Origin of the sequence: Actinoplanes auranticolor (genome assembly GCF_018332655.1) — a bacterium.
Classification (GTDB): domain Bacteria; phylum Actinomycetota; class Actinomycetes; order Mycobacteriales; family Micromonosporaceae; genus Actinoplanes; species Actinoplanes auranticolor.
This window is the reverse complement of sequence record NZ_BOQL01000050.1, coordinates 37,201-55,145: the sequence shown is the minus strand read 5'-3', so window position 1 is coordinate 55,145 and position 17,945 is coordinate 37,201. Positions and strand designations below refer to the sequence as shown.

General features: G+C 71.2%; 13 protein-coding genes. 7 read left to right on the top strand and 6 right to left on the bottom strand.

Features of this window, described 5'->3' with window-relative positions; all coding sequences use genetic code 11:
• Positions 1-45 precede the first annotated feature (45 nt).
• The 5 genes from Aau02nite_RS30250 to Aau02nite_RS30230 are packed head-to-tail and all read right to left on the bottom strand — an operon-like array spanning position 46 to position 5,511.
• Positions 46-1,374, bottom strand: coding sequence for a cation:proton antiporter (locus Aau02nite_RS30250; protein WP_212992002.1), 1,329 nt, complete (start codon positions 1,372-1,374; stop codon positions 46-48).
• Positions 1,371-2,492: a carboxymuconolactone decarboxylase family protein gene (locus Aau02nite_RS30245; protein WP_212992001.1), complete on the bottom strand. Its 1,122-nt coding sequence runs from the start codon at positions 2,490-2,492 to the stop codon at positions 1,371-1,373. The genes Aau02nite_RS30250 and Aau02nite_RS30245 overlap by 4 nt, the downstream gene beginning before the upstream one ends.
• Positions 2,485-4,116 carry an FAD-dependent oxidoreductase gene (locus tag Aau02nite_RS30240; RefSeq protein ID WP_212992000.1) on the bottom strand — a complete coding sequence of 544 codons (1,632 nt, stop codon included), beginning with the start codon at positions 4,114-4,116 and terminating at the stop codon, positions 2,485-2,487. The genes Aau02nite_RS30245 and Aau02nite_RS30240 overlap by 8 nt, the downstream gene beginning before the upstream one ends.
• Positions 4,113-4,679 (bottom strand): DUF5987 family protein, encoded by a 567-nt coding sequence (locus Aau02nite_RS30235; protein ID WP_212991999.1) that lies wholly within the window; start codon positions 4,677-4,679, stop codon positions 4,113-4,115. The genes Aau02nite_RS30240 and Aau02nite_RS30235 overlap by 4 nt, the downstream gene beginning before the upstream one ends.
• A 31-nt stretch (positions 4,680-4,710) precedes the next feature.
• Positions 4,711-5,511: a TIGR03084 family metal-binding protein gene (locus tag Aau02nite_RS30230; protein WP_212991998.1), complete on the bottom strand. Its 801-nt coding sequence runs from the start codon at positions 5,509-5,511 to the stop codon at positions 4,711-4,713.
• Positions 5,512-5,664: 153 nt separating this feature from the next.
• On the opposite strand from Aau02nite_RS30230, the gene Aau02nite_RS30225 reads away from it, so the two are divergent.
• The 6 genes from Aau02nite_RS30225 to Aau02nite_RS30200 all read left to right on the top strand — a co-directional run bounded on the left by Aau02nite_RS30225 (position 5,665) and on the right by Aau02nite_RS30200 (position 15,823).
• Entirely contained in the window at positions 5,665-6,678 is a 1,014-nt protein-coding gene (locus Aau02nite_RS30225; RefSeq protein ID WP_212991997.1) for a DUF1702 family protein, read from the top strand.
• The gene (locus Aau02nite_RS30220) at positions 6,678-7,640 is read left to right on the top strand and encodes a DUF1702 family protein (protein WP_212991996.1); all 963 of its coding nucleotides are present in this window, start codon (positions 6,678-6,680) and stop codon (positions 7,638-7,640) included. The genes Aau02nite_RS30225 and Aau02nite_RS30220 overlap by 1 nt, the downstream gene beginning before the upstream one ends.
• A gap of 68 nt (positions 7,641-7,708) precedes the next feature.
• Positions 7,709-13,540, top strand: coding sequence for a polyketide synthase family protein (locus Aau02nite_RS30215; protein WP_212991995.1), 5,832 nt, complete (start codon positions 7,709-7,711; stop codon positions 13,538-13,540).
• Complete coding sequence (locus Aau02nite_RS30210) at positions 13,537-13,971, top strand: acyl-CoA thioesterase (protein ID WP_212991994.1); 435 nt, start codon at positions 13,537-13,539, stop codon at positions 13,969-13,971. Before Aau02nite_RS30215 ends, Aau02nite_RS30210 begins: the two co-directional genes overlap by 4 nt.
• Positions 13,971-14,486 (top strand): flavin reductase family protein, encoded by a 516-nt coding sequence (locus Aau02nite_RS30205; RefSeq protein WP_212991993.1) that lies wholly within the window; start codon positions 13,971-13,973, stop codon positions 14,484-14,486. The genes Aau02nite_RS30210 and Aau02nite_RS30205 overlap by 1 nt, the downstream gene beginning before the upstream one ends.
• Complete coding sequence (locus Aau02nite_RS30200; protein WP_212991992.1) at positions 14,483-15,823, top strand: cytochrome P450; 1,341 nt, start codon at positions 14,483-14,485, stop codon at positions 15,821-15,823. The genes Aau02nite_RS30205 and Aau02nite_RS30200 overlap by 4 nt, the downstream gene beginning before the upstream one ends.
• A 53-nt stretch (positions 15,824-15,876) precedes the next feature.
• Here Aau02nite_RS30200 and Aau02nite_RS30195 read toward each other — a convergent pair whose 3' ends face one another.
• Positions 15,877-16,572 carry a helix-turn-helix domain-containing protein gene (locus Aau02nite_RS30195; protein WP_438841185.1) on the bottom strand — a complete coding sequence of 232 codons (696 nt, stop codon included), beginning with the start codon at positions 16,570-16,572 and terminating at the stop codon, positions 15,877-15,879.
• Between the two features lie 465 nt (positions 16,573-17,037).
• On the opposite strand from Aau02nite_RS30195, the gene Aau02nite_RS30190 reads away from it, so the two are divergent.
• On the top strand, positions 17,038-17,730 hold the full coding sequence (locus Aau02nite_RS30190) for a MerR family transcriptional regulator (protein ID WP_212991990.1): 693 nt from the start codon (positions 17,038-17,040) through the stop codon (positions 17,728-17,730).
• The last annotated feature ends 215 nt before the right edge of the window (positions 17,731-17,945 follow it).

The window sequence follows — 17,945 nt, the reverse complement described above, 5'->3', positions numbered from 1 at the left end:
GCCTCCGAGAATGATTCGGGGGCCCCGTTGCTGTCGTGTGACGGCTCAGGCCACCGTTGCCGGCGATCGCGGCCTGGCGTCGTCGCCGATCCGTGACTCGTGCTCGGTCACGGTCTCCGGGATCCCCCGCATGGCCAGCCGTAGCAGCGGTGCCGCCATCAGCGACGTCACAATGGCCAACAGCACGATCGTGGTGTACGTCGCGACGTCGAGCACCCCCAGGCGCAGCCCGGTGCTCGCGACCACCACCTCGACAACGCCACGCGCGTTCATGCCCGCGCCCAGAGCCAGGCCCTCGCGGCCACCGAGGCCGCCGAATCGCGCGCCGACGTAGGCCCCGGCGAACTTGCCACCGATCGCCACGGTGAGCACCACTGCTCCGGCCAGCGCGACCTTCGGCTCGGCCAGCGCGGTGAGGTCCATCCGCAGCCCGGCCGTGGCGAGGAAGATCGGGGCCAGCACCGCCATCACCATCGTGCGCAGCGCAGCCAGCTTGGTGTGGTCGGCGGCGCCGGGCGCACCGACCAGCAGTCCGGCCACGAAAGCGCCGAAGATCGGTTCCAGGCGCAGGGCGTGGGCGATCGTGGCGCCGCTCAACATCACCAGCACTGCTGCAGCCACGCTCGCCCCGGCGCCGTCGGCCGCCGCCGCGCGCCGCATGATCAGCCTCACCAGCACCCGCCCGAGCGTTGCTGCAGCGGCCGCGAACCCGATCGGAGCGAGCACCGCGAACGTCATCCCGCCGAACGTGACCGCCCCTGTCGCGGCCGCCGCCAGGATGGACAGCAGCAGCCAGCAGACGGTGTCGTCGACGGTGCCCGCGGTCAAGATCACCTGCCCGATCCGCCGGTGCAGCAGGTCCATGTCGGCGAGCGTCTTGGCGATCACCGGCAGGGCGGTGACCCCCATGGCGACGCCCAGGAACAGCGCGTAGATCCACCGGTCGGTGCCGCCTTCGCTGCCCACGGGGGTGGGCAGCAGCAAACCCAACCCCACCCCGAGAGACATGGGGATGGCCAACCCCCACAGACTGACCGACAGCGCCGTGCGGCGGTACCGGCGCATCGTGTCGGCCTGCAGGTGGCTACCCGTGACGCCGACCAGGAGCAGCACGCCGAGCTGGGCGACGCCGTCGATGACGTGCATCGTGGCGGCGTCACCCGGCAACAGCGCATGGGCCACCCCCGGCAGGAACTCGGCCAACAACGACGGGCCGAGCAGCACCCCGGCCATCAGCTCACCGACCACGGCCGGCATACCCAGCCGCCGGGCCAGGGCGCCGAGCAGCCGCGCGGTGAGCAGCAGCACCACCAGGCCGACCAGGAACCGCAGCATCGTGTGCGAGTCCATCGGTGCCGGAAAACCCGCCGTCATCCGGCGGGCTCCTGTGGCACCGCCGGGCAACGCGCTGGGTCTCCGGCGGGGCTGCTGTGCCCGGCCCGCCACACGCCGGCCTGCCGCGCGGCGGCGAAGGCCGACCAGCCGACCAGCTCCACCAACTCCCTGTCGCGGCGTTCCCCGCGGCGGAAGTCGGCCACCATGGCGTCGGAGACCCGGTACGAGGACACGGCGGCTGTCAGCGCGAGACGCCCGGCTGCACGGTCCCAGGGCCGCAGCTCATCGACGGCGTCGTCGCATTCGGCGCCGGTCAGTGGCCGGGCCCGCCCGGCCCACGCCGTCAGCCGCTCGATGACCATGTCTCGTACGTCCGGTGGCACCGCGTGCTCCCCGGCACGCTCGAACGCGGCCGTGGCACGGGCGTACGCCTCCGCCAGGGAAGCGCGCTCGCGCAGCCAGCTCATGTCCGCCGGCAGCAGGGCGGGCGCCAGCAGGTCCAGGTCGGCACCGGGTGGGCCGGCCCGGCGTGCCAGCCGGCCCATCACCCGGGCGCCGACCCAGCGTCCGGCCCGGCCGGATCCGGCCGGCAACGGCGACGGCTGCAGGAAGACGTTGACCATGCGGTTGAGGTATTCGAAGGCCACCGCGACGGCGTTGCCCTCGGCCAGCTGCAACGGAGTCCACCCCGCCGGCGCGGCGTGCGGCCCGCCCTCGTGCGCCCAGCCCGCCACGGACCGCAACTCGCCGTCGGCCACCTCGCGCAGCCGGCCTTCGGCGACCGCACGGGCGTCGGGACCCGACAGCAGGCCCTGCAACGCGCTGCCGTGCACGTCGACGCAGTACGGGCACCGGTTGCGCAGCGACACCCCGGCGGCGATCGCCTCCCGAGCGGCCCGCGGCAGCGCCCCGGTGACCAGCAGCGATTCCCGCAGGACCAGCCAACTGGCGGCGATCAGATCCGGCGCGGGCGAGTGCAGCGCTATCGGCGGGGCCAGCATGCCGAAGTCCTGTTCCACACGCCGGTAGACGTGGCCCACGACGCCACCGGCACCCTGGGGCTTCGTCGCCTGCACGTGCCTGATGTGGGTCATTGTCACGTACCGCGACGCCCCGGCCAGCAGACCCATGGCCGTGGTGGTGCCCCGCTCAGCCACGGCTCGCCACCGCCACGGTGGGTGCCGCGCTCGGCGACGGCGCGCCGTAGGTCACCTTCACACCGCGCTGCTGCGCCGCGCGCACCAGGCCGGGGACGGCTCGCTCGGCCAGCGCGGCGATGGTCAACGCCGGGTTCACGGTCAGCGCGCCCGGCACCGCCGAACCGTCGGTGACGAAGATGCCTGGGTGCCCCCGCAGCTCGTGCCGGTCGTCGAGGGCGGATGTCTGCGGATCGTCGCCGATACGGCACGACGAGAGCGGGTGCACCGTGTACGCGCCCACGAGGTCGTTCGACCACGGCGCGACCCGGGCGATGCCGTCGCGTTCGAGGATCTCCTTCACGTCGGCGTCGGACAGCGCCCAGCCGCGCCGGGTGTTCTCGGTCGGCTGGTAGCTCAGTGCGCCACGGCCCAGCATCTGCTGGGCGATACGTTCGGCGTTGCCGGTTGCGGGCGGCGGGCCGAACACACCCTCGTTGTCGTCCTCGGTCATCGCGAAGACCGTCAGCCAGGACTGCCACTCGCGCAGCATGTCCTTCTTCTCGCGGCCGAACCACGTCGGTCCGCTCGCTCCGGGCGCCTGGGCCAGGATCGTGCCCAGACCCGGCGGGAAATACAGCTGTTCCAGGGAGAAGCGGCTGTACTCGGGCAGCGCCGGGTCGAGCTTGTCCCAGGAGGCGACGCACGGACCCTTGCCGAGCTGGTGTGCGCGGTACGCGAGCCCGTCGCCGCGGTCGAGGCCGAGCACCTCCCGCGCCCGTTCATCGTTGATGACGGCGGTGTTGAGCCGCTCGCCGTTGCCGGAGAAGTAGCGGCCGACCGCGTGCGGCATCGGGCCGAGCTCAGCCTCCGAGCGCTGCAGGATCACCGGAGTTGCCCCGGCGCCGGCGGCCAGCACGACGAGTTTCGCCTCGATCGTGCCGCCCGGGCTGCTGAGCCGGTAGTCGGTGTCGTCGACGAGGTTGTAGTGCACCCGGTAGCCGCCGTCACCGGTCCGGCTCAGCCGCTGCACCTCATGCAGCGGCCGGATCTCGGCCCCGTTGGCGACCGCGGCCGGCAGGTAGTTCAGCAGCAGCGAGCGCTTGGCGTCGAACTTGCAGCCGGCCATCATCCAGTTGCAGTTGGTGCACTTGGGTTTGTCGATGGCCGAGGGCACCGGGTTGGCGGTACGCCCGGCGTGCGCGCAGGCCGCAGCGAACAGCCCGCCGGCGTACGGCACGTCGCGCCAGTCCTGCGCGGTCACCGGCAGCGCCTCACTGACCCGGTCGTACCAGGGATCCATTGCCGTCCGGTCGATCGCGGCGGGCCACATCCGGCGCCCGATGCTGCCGTGACGCTCGAACACGAAACCGGGAGCGCGCGGCATCGTGGCGAAATACACGACGCTGCCGCCGCCCACGCAGTTACCCGCGAGCACACTCATGCCGTCGCCCACGGTGAAGTCGAAGATGCGGGTGTAGGACGAGCCGAGCTTGAAGTCGTGGTCGAAATCGTCTGCGGTCAGCCAGGGCCCGCGCTCGAGCACCAGCACGCTGGCACCCCCGGCGGCCAGGTGGTAGGCGGTGATGGCGCCGCCGAAGCCGCTGCCGACCACGACGACGTCGAACTTCTGCGTGGCAGTCATGCCGGGCTCCCGGTGGAGGTGGTGTCGGGGTGCGGGTCGGCCAGCGCCCGCTCGTAGGAGAACCGCGGGAACCGCCAGAGCCCGTCGGGCTCGGGGGCCGCGAACCCGATCAGCGAAAGGCCGGGATGGCCCTGCGCGAGGGCGTCGGTCGTGGACAGGTGCGGTGCGCTGTCGAAGGCCATCGTGCAGAACAGGGCCGCGCCGAACCACACCTCGCGCTCAGGGTGCCCGGGATCGGTCAGGTCCTGCACCAGGGCGGTGCGCTCGTCGAACGACAGCGCGACGAATGCCGGGACCGTCGGGTCGAGGCGCACGTCATGCTTGCGGGCGTAGTCCCCGGCGTGCATGTTGAGCAGGCCGGCCATCCCGTTGAGCGCATCGGCCAGGCCCAGCGCAGGATCGGCGAGGACAGCCAGCGCGCCGGCAGCCACCGCGCCGTCCTCCGCGGTGACCCCGCTGATCGCGCGGTCACCGGGGAACCGCTGTGCACCGGGGATGATGGTGTCGGCGAACGCCTCCAGGGTCTGTGTCGGTACCGAGTCGACCGGTCGGTCGTCGTCCATGGCAGGTCTCCTTCCTCCGGAAACGGGTAGGTCAGCGGCCGGCGGCCGCGGCGAACTGGCCGGGGCGGCGGCCCTCGCCGGCCGGGCCGCGATAGGCCTGGGCCACGCTGAGCCAGTGCTCCGCGAGCGGGCCGGACGCGAACAGTCCCAGGTCGTCGCGGTGTCGGCGGCGAGTCACCAGCAGGCACAGGTCGACGGCCTCGCCGGTGATCGTCTCGGCGTCGTCGGCGCCGATGACCCAGCGGTCGCCGGAGGGCGCCAGCAGTTCGAAGCGTGGGCCGGCCGCCGGCACCAGCAGACCCCGCGCGTGATAGCCGAAGTCCCAGGTGAGCGCGGCGAACTCGGCGATGTGCCGCAACCGGTCGGTGTGCCGGCGGGTGACGCCGAGCGCGTCGGCGATGTCCTGGCCGTGGGCGAAGATCTCCATCATCCCGGCGGCGGCCAGGACGCGGGCCGGCAGTGGGCGGACCAGCCACGGTACGACGCTGTCCGCGGGTACGGCCGCGAGTGCCTGCACGGCCGCCGCCGACTCCACCCGCCAGCGGTTGAGCAGGGCGTCGGGCTCGTCGAGGAAACGCTGCAGTGCGGCGCTCACGTTGGCATTGAAGTCCGGTCCGAGGTGCGCCATCGAGTCGCGGAAGGCCTGCGGGCTCGCGGCTGCGGTGGCCGCCATGCGGAAGACCGCGCACAGATGGGCCACCTGGTGGCGGATCGTCCAGCCCGGCGCCGGGGTGGGCTCGGCCCAGCCCGCGGGTGTCAGATCCGCCATCAGGCTGGTCAGCTCTGCGCTGTCGGCGGCCAGATCGTCGAACACAGTCGTCTTGTCGGTCATGGCGTCAGCGTGCCCAGGACGCCGATTCGGCGTCCTCTCTCACAGTGCGCCGGGGCTGCACTACGCACGGATGGAGAAGATTCGCCGACCGGGTTGCCACACGATGAAACGGCCGCGGACCCGTGGTGATGCCCTACTCGGTGAGGTTGGTCGATGCCCACGGTTGTCGGATCCTTACGCAGGCTGGCGCTGACGCCCGCATTCGAGGCAGTCGGTTTCGCCGCGAGGAAGTTCCCGGTGGCGCCCTCTCCCACGGTGACCGCCCTCGAACGGATTCCGCAGGCCGTCGTGTGCGGCTTCGAGTGGGGGATCGAGACCCGCGGCCAGCACGAACTGGAGCGCCGGCTCGACCTGCTGGAGGCCGGGGTGCGCGGCTTCGGCTACGAGGGCGCCACCATGGCCCTGACGGTCCGCGACGCGATGGCCGGCGGACGTGGCCGCCGCGCGCAGGCGCTGCTGACGGGGCCCGGTGTGCCGCACACGTTCCTCAACTACATCGGGATCGGCTTCGCCATGGCCCGGCTGCCGCGGGTGCTGTGGCGCGGTGTGCTGCCCGATCTCGGCGGGACCCCGTACTACCCGACGATGAGCTGGCTGGCCGTCGACGGTTACGGCTTCGACCGTGCCTACTTCGACACGCCGCGCTGGGTCGACGCCCAGCACCGGCCCCGGCCGTACCCCTGGGAAGGCGCACCCGGCTACTTCCTGCGTGCGGTCGACCAGGGCATCGGCCGTGCGCTGTGGTTCATCCACGGTGCGGCACCGGCTGCGGTCGCTGCCGCAGTCGCTCGTTTCCCCGGCGACCGTCGCGAGGACCTGTGGAGCGGCGTCGGCCTGGCGGCGACCTTCGCCGGGGGCAGCGACCTCACGGGGCTGACGGCCATGCGGCACGCCGCCGGGTCGCACGCGGCCGCCGCCGGGCAGGGCGCGGTCTTCGCTGCCCGTGCCCGGACCTTTTCCGGCACCGTCCCCGAGCACACCCACGCTGCCGTGAGTGCGCTGGCCGGGCTGAGCGTCGACGCGGCGTCCGCGCTGGCCGACGACGTAGCGGTCGGTGGTCTGGCGGCGGAGGGTCCCGACGTGCCGGCCTACGAGGTGTGGCGGCGACTGATCCGCACGCGTCTGCACGTTCCGACGGCGACATCACACGACGAGGAGCCTTACTGATGGGGTTGATTGCGAAGGTACGGCGGCGGGTGCTCACGCCGAACGTGTCCGACACCAAGATGGCGGTGCGGGGTTTCCACGTGAAGAACCCGGCCGCCTGCGACCTTCTGGAGACGATCGGCGCCAGCTTCGTCGGCGGGTACGCCCGAGCGGCCGAGGCCCGCACGGCCGCCGACGCGGAGCCCGGGTTGGACACCGTGGCGACCCGGTTCCGCGGTTTCGCCTATGAGGGCGCCGCCATGGGATTCGCCGTCCGCGACGCGTTGCCCTTCGGCGGTGGCCTGGTACGGCAGCTGCTCGACGGCGCCGGCGACCGGCACGTCTACATGGCGTACGTCGGCGTCGGCTGGGCCATGGCGCGCCTGCCCCGATTCCGGTGGGCGTCGCTGTACGCACCCGACCCGCTGCTGCACTGGCTCGTGATGGACGGCTACGGCTTCCACCAGGCGTACTTCCGCACCCAGCGATACGTGCACGAGCAGTACCGCGAGACAGACTTCCCGTATCCGCTGGGTGATACGCACCCGTACGCGAACCGCGGCATCGACCAGGGCATCGGCCGCGCGCTGTGGTTCGTGGGCGGAACGTCGGTGGAACACGTGCACCGGTTGATCGAGGCGTTTCCCGCCGAACGCCGGCCGGATCTCTACAGCGGAGTGGGGCTCGCGGCCACCTATGCCGGCGGCGCCGACCGCGGCGAACTGCACGACCTGTTGCGGCGCTCGGAGCAGTACCAGCCGCACCTGTCGCAGGGCTCCGCGTTCGCCGCGTCGGCGCGCGCCCGGGCGGGCCTGATCGTCGCGCACAACGACCTGGGCACCCAGGTGCTGTGCGGAATGTCGGCGGTCGAGGCTGCCGCGATCTGCGACATGACCCGGCCGGCCACCGATGAGGACAACGAGATGCCCGCGTACGAGCTCTGGCGACGGCGGATCCGCCGCGAGTTCGGCGGCGTGCGCTGAAACCGCGCTGCTCGCTTCCGCACGACCGCGGCTGCGAGCTCGAGAACGATATGGAGGCTCGGGGACATATGACGAGGATCGCCGTTGTCGGCATGGCCTGCCGATATCCGGACGCGACGTCGCCCAGGGAGTTGTGGGAGAACGCCCTCGCCGGGCGCCGCGCTTTCCGGCGGCTACCCGACCAGCGCATGCGGCTCGCTGACTACTGGTCGCCCGATCCCACGGCTCCGGATCGGTTCTACGCCCGCAACGCCGCCGTGCTCGAGGGCTGGACGTTCGACCGGGTGGCGTACAAGGTCGCCGGCAGCACCTACCGGGCCACGGATCTCACCCATTGGCTGGCGCTGGAGGTGGCCGCGGCGGCATTCGCCGACGCGGGCTTCCCGATGGCGGCCGGCCTGCCGCACGAACGTACCGCCGTGATCGTGGGCAACAGCCTCACCGGCGAGTTCTCCCGCGCCGGGCAGCTGCGGCTGCGCTGGCCGTACGTGCGGCGCACCGTGGCGGCCGCGCTGACCGAACAGAAGTGGGAAGAGGATCGCCTCGCGGAGTTCCTGGACCGGCTGGAGGCCGATTTCAAGGCGCCGTTCCCGCCGGTCGACGAGGACTCACTGGCCGGCGCGCTGTCCAACACCATCGCCGGGCGGATCTGCAACTACTTCGACCTCAAGGGCGGCGGATACAGCGTGGACGGCGCCTGCTCGTCGTCGCTGCTGTCCATCATCACCGCCTGCCGCGCCCTGGCCGACGACGACGTCGACGTGGCGGTCGCGGGCGGTGTGGACCTGTCCATCGATCCGCTGGAAACGGTGGGCTTCGCCAAGACCGGTGCGCTGGCCACCGGGGAGATGCGCGTTTACGACCGCAAGTCCAGCGGCTTCTGGCCGGGCGAGGGCTGCGGCATGGTCGTGCTGATGCGCGAGGACGAGGCCCGCGCCGCAGGGCACCGCGTGTACGCCACGATCGCCGGCTGGGGCATCTCGTCGGATGGCAAGGGTGGCATCACCCGGCCCGAGGTCGACGGCTACCGGTTGGCACTGCGCCGCGCCTACGAGCGCGCCGGCTTCTCGATCGACACGGTCGCCCTGTTCGAAGGGCACGGCACCGGCACCAAGGTTGGGGACGCCACCGAACTGGCGGCGCTGGCGGACGCACGACGCGCCGCCGAGCCGAACACCGGCCCGGCAGCGATCAGCTCCGTCAAGGCGATGATCGGGCACACCAAGGCCGCGGCCGGGGTTGCCGGATTCATCAAGGCGGTGCTGGCGGTGCACCACGAAGTGCTCCCGCCGGCCGTGGGCTGTCCCGACCCGTTGGAGCTGCTGACCGCGGACGACGCCGTGCTGCGGGTGCTGCGCCACGCCGAGGCCTGGCCGGCCGACCAACCGGTCCGCGCGGGTATCACCGCCATGGGGTTCGGCGGCATCAACACCCACGTCGTGGTGGAGAACGCACAGCCCACACGGCGCGCAGGTCTGGACGCCCGGACCACGGCGCTGACCGGCTCCATCCAGGACGCCGAGCTGCTGGCCTTCGACGGAGACAGCTGGCCGGCCGTACGGGACAAGGTGAGCCGGCTTGCCGACGCCGTGGGACGGGTCTCCTTCGCCCAGCTCGGCGACCTCGCCGACGCGCTGCGCCGGCAGACCGGCGACCGGCCGTTCCGGGCGGCAGCGGTGGTCACCTCCCCGGAGGACGCCGAAGCCCGGCTACGCCGCATCTGCGAGCTGCTCGACGCCGGACAGTACAGCCTGCTCGGCGGTGACGGACCCGTCTTCCTCGGTCACGTCACCCGGCCGGGCCGGCTGGGGCTGCTCTTCCCCGGCCAGGGTTCCGGCACCGGCATCAGCGGCGGTGTCCTGGCCCGCCGCTTCACCGAGGTCCGCGACGTCTACGCCGCTGCCCGGCTGCCCACTCGCGGCGACGTGGTCGCCACCGAGGTCGCCCAGCCGCGGATCACCACGGGTTCGGTGGCCGGACTGCGCACGCTGGATCTGCTGGGGCTCTCCGGCACGGTCGCGATCGGTCACAGCCTCGGCGAGCTCACCGCACTCCGCTGGGCCGGCGCGATGGACGACGACACGCTGCTGCGCGTCGCCACCCGGCGTGGCCAGGTGATGAGCCGGCACGCCGCGTCCGGCACGATGGCCGGCATCGCGGCCCCACCGGAGGTGGTGGAGTCACTGATCGCGGAACTACCCGCGGTCATCAGCGGCTACAACGGTCCCGCGCAAACCGTCGTCGCAGGGCCGGAGGACGCCGTGCAGGAGGTCTGCCGTCGCGCCACTCATGCCATGCTGCGCGCCGTACCGCTCGCGGTCTCGGACGCCTTCCATTCGCCGCTGATGGCCCCGGCCGCCGGCCAGTTCGCCGCGGCACTGGCCGACATCACGTTCGGTCACCTCGACCGGCGGGTGATCTCCACGGTCACCGGCACCGACCTTCAGGCCGGTACCGACCTGGGTGATCTGCTCCGTCGCCAGATCACCCAGCCGGTGCTCTTCCACCAGGCCGTGACTGCGGCCGCCGCCGACGTCGACATGTTCGTCGAAGTCGGCCCCGGCCAGGTCCTCTCCCGGCTGGCCGAGGCCGCGACGGGTGTACCCGCGGTGTCACTGGACACCGATGACGAGTCGCTGCGCAGCCTGCTGCGGGTGGTCGCCGCCGCGTTCGTACGCGGGGCCGCCGGCCTGCCCGACGTGCTCTTCGACGACCGGCTGGTCCGCGCGGTGCAGGTCGACCAGGAGCTCGACGTGCTCGGCAACCCCTGCGAGAGCGCCCCCAGGGTGGACGTGCTCGGTGGTGTCGGCCAGGGCGCCTGGTCGGCGCCGGTGGGCACGACCGCCGGCCCGGGCCCGGCGGACACGGCGGCTGATTCGGTGGCGGCGGACGACGCACAGGTCGTCGAGTCGACCGCCGACCTGCTGCGGCGACTCGCGGCGGCCCGCGCCGAGCTACCCGTGGAGATGGTCCGCGAGGACAGCATGCTGCTGGACGAGCTGCATCTGAGCTCGATCACGGTGGGCTCGATCGTCAACGAGGTGGCGGCCCGGCTCGGCATCCCGCCCGCCAGTACGCCGCTGAACTTCGCCACCGCTTCGGTGCGTGAACTCGCCGACACCCTCGACGGGCTGCGGGCCGCCGCGGCGGCAGGCACCCTCGACGTCACGGACACCGTGGCGGGCGCGAGCAGCTGGGCCCGGGCCTGGACGGTCGATCTGGATCCGCGCCTGCTGGCCGGCAGCGGCGACGAGAGCGGCGTCAGTGGCCGGTGGCGGCTCTACAGCGATCCCGGCCACCCGTTCGCCGAGGAGCTGCGACACCGGCTGGAGAACGCCGGCATCGGCGCGGGCGTGCTCGTCTGCCTGCCGGCCGAGTGCGAGGAGGAGCATCTGGAGTTCGCGCTGCGCGGAGCTCAGGAGGCCATGACCGGGGGCGCGGGGGAGCGCTTCGTGCTCGTCGAACACGGCCGCGGCGCGGCCGGGCTGGCGAAAACACTGCGCCTGGAGAGCCCTGGGACGCGCGTCACGATCGTGCACACCCCGCCGACTGCTGACGCGGTCACGCGCGTGGTGAACGAGGTGCGCGCCACCCGGGACTTCGTCGAGGCAGTCTACGACGCAGACGGCGTGCGCCGGGTGCCGACGCTGCGAGCCATGCCGTATCGCGCGTCGCGAGCGGCCACGCCACTCGAGCCCACCGACGTTCTCCTGGTCACCGGTGGCGGCAAAGGCATCACCGCCGAGTGCGCTCTGGCCATCGCCGTGGACACCGGCGCGAAGATCGCGGTGCTCGGCCGCTCGGACCCTGATCATGATCCGGAGCTGGCCGCCAACCTGGAGCGGATGGCCCGCCACGGCGCGACAGTGCGCTACGCGCGGGCCGACGTCACCGACCGGGCACGGCTCGCCGGCGCGGTGGCAGAGCTCAGCGCTCAGCTGGGCCCGATCACCGCAGTGCTGCACGGCGCCGGCCGCAACGAGCCGGCCGGGCTGCCGAGCCTGCGCACCGACGAACTGCGCCGCACCTTCGCCCCGAAGGTCGACGGTCTGCGCAACGTGCTCGACGTGCTCGACCCGCAGCAGCTGCGACTGCTGGTCAGCCTGGGCAGCATCATCGGCCGCTCCGGGCTGCGCGGCGAGGCACACTACGCCGTCGCCAACGACTGGATGGCGGGGCTCACCCGCGAGTTCGGCGAACGTCACCCCGGGTGCCGCAGCCTGTGCCTGGAGTGGTCGGTGTGGTCGGGCGTCGGTATGGGTGAGCGGCTGTCGGTCATCGAGAACCTGACCCGGGAGGGCATCACCCCGATCACCCCGGCCCAGGGCGTCGACGTGCTGCGCCGGCTGCTCGGCGACGCCGACGCGCCGCCGGTGGTGGTGATCAGCGGGCGCACCTCAGGCATCGACACAATTCGATATGCTCGGCCCGAGCTGCCGATGCTGCGCTTCGTGCAGCAACCGCTGGTCAGTTACCCCGGCGTGGAACTGGTGACCGAGACCGAGCTCAGTGTCGGCACCGACCCGTATCTCGGCGACCACCTGCTCGACGGCAGCCTGCTGTTCCCGGCGGTCATGGGCATGGAGGCCATGGCCCAGGTGGCTGCCGCGGTCACCGGTCAGCACCAGGCCCCGGTCATCGAGGACGCGGAGTTCCTGCGCCCGATCGCGGTGGCGCCGGACGGTTCAACGCGAATCCGCATCGCCGCGGTGGTCACCGATACCAACACCGTCGAGGTCGTCATCCGCAGCGAGGAGACCGCGTACGCCGCCGACCACTTCCGGGCCCGGCTGTGCTTCGTCGCCGAGAAGGTCCCGCAGGGCCCGCCCGAGCAGGCCGTGGAACAGCTCCCGGAGGTGCCGCTGGACCCGCAGACCGAGCTGTACGGCGACATCCTGTTCCAGGGCGGGCGGTTCCAGCGGTTGCGTCGTTACCACCGGGCCGCCGCCCGCGAGGTGGACGCGACCGTGCAGCTGGGTCCGGCAGGCTGGTTCGCCGGCTACCTGCCCGACCGGCTGCTGCTCGGCGACCCTGGGGTACGGGACGCGCTGATGCACGGCAACCAGGTCTGCGTCCCGCACGCCACGCTGCTGCCCTCGGGCATCGAGCGGGTGTATCCGGGCGGAGCGGCGATTTCGGGCACCGGTGAGTTGCGCTATTGCGCGAGCGAGCGGCTGCAGGACGGCGACACCTACGTCTATGACATCGCGGTCCGCGACGCCGACGGTCAGGTCGTCGAGCGGTGGGAAGGACTCACACTGCGGGCCGTGCGCAAGAACGACGGCTCCGGCCGGTGGGCAGCACCCCTGCTCGGCACCTATCTGGAACGCGTCGGCGGGCAGCTCACCGGTGGCAGCGCGCAGGTGGCCGTGGAGCCGGACGAGGTGGCCGACCCGCAGCGGCCGCTGTCGTACGTCGAGACGAGGCGATCCCGCTCAGCCCGGGCACTTTCCCGGCTCACCGGGCAGGTGACGCCCGTGCGGCACCGCACGGACGGGCGCCCCGAGATCGACGGTGGCACGGTCTCCATGGCGCACGGTGCCGGGGTCACCCTCTGCGTGCTCGGCACCGGCGCCGTAGGCGCCGACATCGAAACGGTCACTGAACGGTCGCTGACCGAATGGCGGGGATTGCTCGGCACGAACGCCGCCCTGCTGGCCCAGCTCGCTGACGGGCCGGGCCTCGATGTCACCGGCACCCGGATCTGGGTGGCGCTGGAGTGCCTGCAGAAGGCCGGGCAGCCGCCGACGGCGCCGCTGACGGTGCTGCCGGCGCATCAGCCGGGATGGCTGGTGTTCGCCTCGGGCCGGCTGCAGATCGCCACGTTTGTCGCCGCCCTGCGCGGCGGGCCGGACCAGACCGTCTTCGGGATCTTGTCGGAAGGACGTCGAGCAGGATGAACCGTCACTTCGAGTACCGGCACGTGGTGGGTTTCGAGGAGACCAACCTTGTCGGCAACGTCTACTACGTCAACTATCTACGCTGGCAGGGCCGCTGCCGGGAGATGTTCCTCAAGGACCGGGCCCCGGAGATCCTGGCCGACCTGCAGGACGACCTCAAGCTGTTCACCCTGCGGGTCGACTGTGAGTTCTTCGCCGAGCTGGCGCTCTTCGACGAGCTCTCCATCCGGATGCGGTTGGTGGACCTGGCACAGACCCAGATCGAGTTCGGGTTCGACTACGTGCGTCTGGACGACGGCAGCGAGACCCTGGTGGCCCGCGGCGCCCAGCGGATCGCCTGTATGCGCGGTCCCAACACCCGTACGGCACCCAGCCGCGTGCCGGACGCGCTTGTCGAGGCCTTGGCCCCGTACACGGCGGTGCGAGCCTGATGACGTCCTCCGACGACGATGCGGTTCAGGCCACCCTGCTCGACGAGCGCCGGCACCTCAGGCGTGCGTTCGGCGCCTTCGCCACCGGGGTCACCGTGGTGACCATCGGCGGCGGCAACCCGCACGGCATGACCGCCAACTCGTTCACCACGGTGTCCTTGGATCCGCCCTTGGCGCTGGTGTGCGTCGACCGCCTGGCCGTGATGCACGCGCGGCTGGAGGTGGCGTCGGTCTTCGGTGTCTCGGTGCTGGCGGCCGGGCACGAGAAGGTGGCCCGCTATTTCGCCGACGGCGACCGCCCGACCGGTCCGGCGCAGTTCGCCGACGTGGACTGGGAGCCGGGGCAGCGCACCGGCGTGCCGATGATCTCCGGGGCGCTCGCCTGGTTCGAGTGTGAGGTCTGGCGTCAGTACCACGGCGGCGACCACACCATCTTCGTCGGCCGGGTGCTCACCGCGGAGCGGCACGGCGACGACGCGGGACTGCTCTTCCACTACGGGGAGCTGTGCTCATGACGGGCGCCCGGGCCCCGGGTCCGCCACGGTGGTCAGCGCTGCGGCAGCTCGTGGTCATGTCTCGCGACCGGCTGGGGATGATGACGGCCGCCGCGGCCGGCTACGGCGACGCCGTGCGCATCCCGGTCGGTCACAAGACCCTGCATTTCTTCAACCACCCCGACACCGTGAGGCACGTGTTGGCCGACAACGCCGGTAACTACCGCAAGGGCATCGGTCTGACCCACGCCAGGCGTGCCCTGGGCGACGGGCTGCTGACCAGCGAGGGCAAGCTCTGGCACAAGCAGCGCCGGGTGGTCCAGCCCTCGTTCCAGGCCAAGCGCCTGGCCCGGCAGGCCGGCACGGTCGCCGAGGAGGCGGATCGGCTGGTCCGCCGGCTGCGCAAGCAGATCGGCGGCGATGCCATCGACATGGCGCCGGCAATGACCGACCTCACGCTCGGCATTCTCGGCCGTACTCTGCTGGACGCCGATCTGACCCCCTTCGACGGGCTGGGTGCCGCGTTCGACGCGGTGCAGAACCAGGCGATGTTCGAGCTGACGTCGTTGAGCACGGTACCCATGTGGGTACCGCTGGCGCACCAGCGGCGGTTCCGCCGGGCCCGCAACGAGCTGCAGATGGTTGTCGACCACCTGGTGGCGGGGCGACGCGAGGACGCGGCCGGCCGCGATGACGTGCTGTCCCGGCTGATCGTCTCGGCCGGGCAGGAGAGCGACCCGCGGGTGGTACGCACCCGGCTGCGCGACGAACTGGTGACGCTGTTGCTCGCCGGTCACGAGACTACCGCGAGCACGCTCAGTTGGACGCTGGCGATGATCGATCAGCATCCGCAGGTCGGCGAGCGGCTGCGTGAGGAGGCGGTCGCGGCCCTCGGGAGCCAGCTTCCGACGCATGCGGACCTGCGCCGGCTGCCGTACACCACCATGGTGGTGGAGGAGGCGATGCGGCTCTATCCGCCGGTATGGTTGCTGCCGCGGCAGGCGCTGGCGGCGGACGAGATCGGAGGCTTCCACGTGCCCGGGGGTGCGGACGTGCTCGTGTGCCCGTACACGCTGCACCGGCACCCGGCGCTGTGGGACGACCCGCAGCGTTTCGATCCCGAGCGTTTCGACCCGGCGCGGGCGCGCAGCCGGCCCCGCTACGCCTACATCCCATTCGGCGCCGGGCCGAGGGTCTGCGTCGGTAGCAACCTCGCGATGATGGAGGCGGTCTTCGTGATCGCGATGCTGTCGCGTGAGTTGCGGCTGGTGACCGCTACGGGACACCACCTCGAGCCGGAGCCGATGCTGTCGCTGCGCATGCGCGGCGGCCTGCCGATGACAGTGCACTCGGCGTGAGGGGTGTCTCGCGGATCATGGGAATGATCCGCGAGACACCCTCGTCGGTGGGTCTAGGCGGCCCGCGGGGCCGATGGCAGGACCGGAGCGAGTGACCGCGGCAGCGACAGCACCACCGGCGGATCGAAGGTGCGCAGGGGCCGAAGGTTGACGTCGATCGTCCGCAGGGACGGCCGTTGGTGCAGGACGAGCGGCCCCGAGCGGGCCGCGCAGTCGTGTCGAGCCATGGGCCGTCCCGTGTCGACCGGATGCACGACGATGTGCCAGGTTCCGGGCCGTATGCCGTCCAGTCGGTAAGGCCCGGGTGCCGATGTGACGGTCCAGCTTTCCGGGAGCCCCTCCGCTATCGACTCCGGAAATAGTCCGACGAATACGGCGTCACCGTCATGCGCACATAGAGTGTGCAAGCGGCCACTGATCGTTGAAAGTTGCGCAGTGGGTGAGGCGCGGGAGAGGGGAGCCTCGCCGCGCCGGCGAAAGGCCATCGGGGTGAGCCCGACGCTGCGGTTGAAGCGCCCACTGAAGGTGCTCACGCTGGTGTAACCCACCGAGGTGCCGATGTCGGCGACCGTGCGGGTGGTTGAGCGCAGCAGTCGCTTTGCTTCCTCCATCCGCAGCGACGTGAGAAATCTCCCCGGTGATATCCCGGTGACTTTCTGGAACACCCGAGTGAAATGGAATTTGCTGAACATGGCGGCGCGAGCCATGTCATCCAAGGATAGATCGTCGCCCAAATTGCTCCGCATCATGGAAATGGCTCGACCCACCGCCTCTTCCGTCGACAAATCAATTCCTCTCGGTGCATCGGTGTTGCGGATGCCGCACGTCAGTTGCCAAGCCATTCTCAGGTCGAGAAAATGGTCGGCAAGATCATCTCGACGAGTGCGGATCAATGCTAGCGGTGTGTTATGGAGCGAGCAACACCCCGTTACCGTCGGCATCGCGTCTCAATACCGGCCGGTAACGCCGCTGCGGGGTGGATATTTGCGCTATCCGCTCTTGGGCTGTGTTATGGGTCAGGCCGTCGAATGGAACCAATGTCCAGCGTCAACGGTGAATGCGTGTACCTGTGGTGCGGATCTCCGCCTGGCCGTCGGGCCGCCGGGGACCGGTGTGCCGAGGGTCGGCCGTGCATCGCTTCAGCACTATGGGGGAGTGCTGCCCGGAAGCTCCGGGTGACCGATTGACCCGATAAGAACCCTGGAGGCACCCAAATGCGCATATCGGAACTGAGCGGCAGGAGCGGTGCTTCGATTCCGACGATCAAGTTCTACGTGCGCGAGGGCCTGATGGCTCCCGGCAGAGTGATGAACGGCCGGCATGCCGAGTATGACGACGACCATGTGGCGCGCATTCACCTCATCAAGACCCTGACCGTCATGGGCAGGATGACCATTTCGGCGGCCCGCGACGCGCTGCGAGCCATCGACGAGCGTGGCATCGAGGTGCGTGGGCTGTGCAGCGTCGTCAACGACGCGCTCTTCGGTGAGCCGGCCGGCACGGCGGATCTCCCCCTGCGAGGAGGTGTCCGGCAGCGCATCGACGCGTTCATCGCGCAGCTCGGTTGGCAGGTGGACGACGACTCGCCCAGCCGGGTCACCCTTTCTCAGGTCTTCACCGCCCTGGAGCGCCTCGGCGGTGACGGCGCCCATGCCGACGTGGAGGCACTGGCGCCGTACGCGCTCGCGGCTGCCCGCCTCGCCGATCTCGAGAAGCGGGCGCTGCCTCGCAGCGTCGACTCCACTCAGGAAGCCGGGCGCGCCGTCGCCCGTGCGGTCCTGCATGAGGTCGCGCTTTCCTCGTTGCGGCGGATGGCGCGTGAGCACCTGATCGCCTCCTGGGACGAGGAGCAGGGGGTGCGGCCCGTCCGGCCGGATGACGCCCCCACCATCCGAACGGTCATATGACTTTCTGTGATCATGGCAGAGCAATTGGTGAGAAGACATGTGGCACCCGGCTCCGTGATGATGACTGTGGTTCGGGATCGCGTCCCGGCGGGATTACCGTCGGGCCGAACCCGGTCAGCGATCCGGCAGCGCGAATGTCTTATCGGGCGCACGTTGGGAAAAGGGTCGTGATATCACCGCGGCGCGTATGCCGGCGATCACCGTCCCGGGCGGGA

Excerpts from the sequence above, each read along its gene's own strand:
- Aau02nite_RS30210 (WP_212991994.1), top strand. The coding sequence starts at position 13,537 with ATGAACCGTCACTTCGAGTACCGGCACGTGGTGGGTTTCGAGGAGACC.
- Aau02nite_RS30220 (WP_212991996.1), top strand. The coding sequence starts at position 6,678 with ATGGGGTTGATTGCGAAGGTACGGCGGCGGGTGCTCACGCCGAACGTG.
- Aau02nite_RS30190 (WP_212991990.1), top strand. The coding sequence starts at position 17,038 with ATGCGCATATCGGAACTGAGCGGCAGGAGCGGTGCTTCGATTCCGACG.
- Aau02nite_RS30240 (WP_212992000.1), bottom strand. The coding sequence starts at position 4,116 with ATGACTGCCACGCAGAAGTTCGACGTCGTCGTGGTCGGCAGCGGCTTC.
- Aau02nite_RS30195 (WP_438841185.1), bottom strand. The coding sequence starts at position 16,572 with ATGATGCGGAGCAATTTGGGCGACGATCTATCCTTGGATGACATGGCT.
- Aau02nite_RS30235 (WP_212991999.1), bottom strand. The coding sequence starts at position 4,679 with ATGGACGACGACCGACCGGTCGACTCGGTACCGACACAGACCCTGGAG.
- Aau02nite_RS30230 (WP_212991998.1), bottom strand. The coding sequence starts at position 5,511 with ATGACCGACAAGACGACTGTGTTCGACGATCTGGCCGCCGACAGCGCA.
- Aau02nite_RS30250 (WP_212992002.1), bottom strand. The coding sequence starts at position 1,374 with ATGACGGCGGGTTTTCCGGCACCGATGGACTCGCACACGATGCTGCGG.
- Aau02nite_RS30200 (WP_212991992.1), top strand. The coding sequence starts at position 14,483 with ATGACGGGCGCCCGGGCCCCGGGTCCGCCACGGTGGTCAGCGCTGCGG.
- Aau02nite_RS30205 (WP_212991993.1), top strand. The coding sequence starts at position 13,971 with ATGACGTCCTCCGACGACGATGCGGTTCAGGCCACCCTGCTCGACGAG.
- Aau02nite_RS30215 (WP_212991995.1), top strand. The coding sequence starts at position 7,709 with ATGACGAGGATCGCCGTTGTCGGCATGGCCTGCCGATATCCGGACGCG.
- Aau02nite_RS30225 (WP_212991997.1), top strand. The coding sequence starts at position 5,665 with ATGCCCACGGTTGTCGGATCCTTACGCAGGCTGGCGCTGACGCCCGCA.